Below are 2325 nucleotides of genomic sequence, written 5' to 3'. Positions count from 1 at the left end.
CAGCTGTGGCAGCCTGTTACCCAATGACAAATGTATCTTTGGAGATTTTCAAATGTCAGTGTGCGAAATGATAGAGCTTGCCAACCGGATTGTAAACGGGGAACAAGTCAAAACCCCAGCAATAGAAGCATGGGAGATTAGCGAACTCATTTGGTGGATACATAATCGGGGTAATGCTTTAGTTTGATGTGGAAGGGGGGAGATTATTCCTCCCCCCCCTTTTTTTGTGTATTAATACACATCATTTATTTTTTTAACCGCTCGCCGCAGCCGAACGACCGAGCGTAGCGAGTTAGTGGCGAGGAAGCGGAATTTTTTCAATGTTGCATAGAGCAGTTACGCACGAAATTAATCTTCTTTTTTGCTTTTGTGTGTATATGTGTGTATAATTAGTGGCAGGTTAGGGAGGACATATGAAATCTGCTGACCTGTTGAAAGAACTGATAGCTGCTGGTTGTGAGTTGAAGCGGCATAAGGCGAGCAGCCACCAGATATGGTGGTCGCCCATAACAGGAAAAACTTTTCCTGTGCCCCATCCGAAAAAAGACTTGCCACTGGGTACTGTCAGATCGATCAGAAAAATGGCGGGGATTTAATCCCCGCCGACTTTGGAGGTAATCATGTTTTTTTCTGTGGGTGTCGAAACACCGAAAGATGACCATACGGCATATGGTATAACCGTTCCGGCTTTTGATCGTTTTGATTTTGGCTGTGTCTCTGCTGCCGATACTCAATCAGAAATTCCTGTGATGGCGCGAGAAGCGATATTGGCTATCGTGGAAGAAATGGTTTTAAGTGGTTCTTATTCTGTTGATGATATTCATGATGACGGCTGTTTAACATATGCCGCAAATCAGGACTATAGTCACTGCGATAGCTGGTTTGTAATTGATGTTGATTTGTCTGAAATTGAAGGTAAACAACAACGTATTAATATTGCGTTGCCTGATGTGTTGATTCGTCGTATTGATGGATTTGTCAGAGAAAGTGGCGGTGTTTACAGAGATCGTAGCCATTTTCTTGCTCAGGCCGCGCGGCATGAACTTTCATATAAATGAAAAATCCCCGCTTGATGCGGGGATTTTTTTACCTACTGCGGCTTTCCAGTGCATTTAACTTAGCGGTTGCAATTTTTTGCTGTTCTTTAGGTAGTAGAGAGATCGTTTCTTTTGTTAGTTTTTGCATATCCATGTAGCCGGATGCATAGAACTGTAGCGCCTGTTCTTTCTGTGATTGCGCAACATACCAGAACGCACCAGAAAAAGCGGCTGAAATTCCAATGGTGCAGGCTACACATAATGCTATTGCTGTACTTTTACTAAATGGCTTTGTGTTTTTTGAAAATTCAGCAATGCTCTTTTTGTAAGAGTTGTTTAGCTCCTCCTGGTTTTTTCTTAGTAAGGATATAATATCTATTATTTCATTGTTTAATTTTTCCTTCGCTAAGACTGCTGTCTCATTGATTTCATTTTTGCCATGCTCTATGGCTTCTTTTATTTCGTTATCAAGATCACCACAAGTATCTACAATTTTTCTGAATCGCTGAATATTTTCTTCTTCTAATGAACTTAATACACTCTTGAATGCATCAGCTAAAGTGGTGAAATCATCTTTTAATAAATCAGATTGTTTCTTTTGAATTTTTTCATGGAGAAATAGCAGGGATAGTACAGGATCATCTTTTGATATTCTTACCCCTGTTTTCTTGAAAACATCAACAACAAAATCATTTATCTGATCTTCTGCTTCATGAACAGCCCTTTCGGGCTGTTGTAATTCAATATCACTCATGCATTGGCCTCTACACTTTCAGGGTCATAGATTGCATCAAGCTGTACATATACATCGTTAAAAACGCGCTTGAGGCGGGATTTAGCCATTAATCCAAACTCTTTCGATTCAAGCGCCTCAGTCAGTGTCATTGAATTGGCTGTTAATTTTTTTATGTCAGTATCAAAAGCATCGCTTTTACGATCTTTGATCAATATTGCGCCAGCAATAACGTCTTTATTTTTTTCAAAAAAGTTTGTTTCAGTTATATGCTTCCCTGAAAGTATCGGTTCGCCCTGGAACTCATTAATCCATACGATTATTTTAACTTTCGTACCTTTTACAAGTTTAACGATATTTTCAAAACCTTCAATTGTGTCCGCTTGTGCCTGACCACCAACAATAATAGTATGGATATAAACATCCTGTTCAACTTCATTGAACATATCCATTACACAGTTATCATCGAAATACTGAAGTAATGGCAAGAACGTAGAAGCACCATTATCAATAACGAAATTAATGTTTCCGCCTTCAAGAATAGATTCAAACATG

At 39.3% G+C, this 2325-nt stretch carries 5 protein-coding genes; 3 read left to right on the top strand and 2 right to left on the bottom strand.

Annotated elements, in window-relative coordinates; genetic code table 11:
- The 3 genes from FFT88_RS25460 to FFT88_RS24635 form a co-directional block, all read left to right on the top strand.
- A partial coding sequence (locus tag FFT88_RS25460; protein WP_135406006.1) for a hypothetical protein occupies window positions 1–187 on the top strand: 187 nt, incomplete at its 5' end.
- Window positions 188–413: 226 nt separating this feature from the next.
- A complete protein-coding gene (locus tag FFT88_RS24640; RefSeq protein WP_000833471.1) occupies window positions 414–596 on the top strand; it encodes a type II toxin-antitoxin system HicA family toxin in 183 nt (60 codons plus the stop codon).
- 24 nt (window positions 597–620) lie between these two features.
- Window positions 621–1058 (top strand): type II toxin-antitoxin system HicB family antitoxin, encoded by a 438-nt coding sequence (locus tag FFT88_RS24635; RefSeq protein WP_000466317.1) that lies wholly within the window; start codon window positions 621–623, stop codon window positions 1056–1058.
- Window positions 1059–1086: 28 nt separating this feature from the next.
- On the opposite strand, the gene FFT88_RS24630 is transcribed toward FFT88_RS24635, so the two are convergent.
- Both FFT88_RS24630 and FFT88_RS24625 read right to left on the bottom strand, forming a co-directional pair.
- Window positions 1087–1791: a hypothetical protein gene (locus FFT88_RS24630; RefSeq protein WP_001279862.1), complete on the bottom strand. Its 705-nt coding sequence runs from the start codon at window positions 1789–1791 to the stop codon at window positions 1087–1089.
- The coding region (locus FFT88_RS24625; RefSeq protein WP_135406005.1) for a conjugal transfer protein TraL at window positions 1788–2325 on the bottom strand (538 nt) is incomplete at its 5' end. The genes FFT88_RS24630 and FFT88_RS24625, both read right to left, overlap by 4 nt.

Source organism: Escherichia sp. E4930 (genome assembly GCF_005845405.1).
Taxonomy (GTDB): domain Bacteria; phylum Pseudomonadota; class Gammaproteobacteria; order Enterobacterales; family Enterobacteriaceae; genus Escherichia.
Note: the sequence above shows the minus strand (reverse complement) of the source record. Positions and strands in the feature narration are given on the sequence as shown.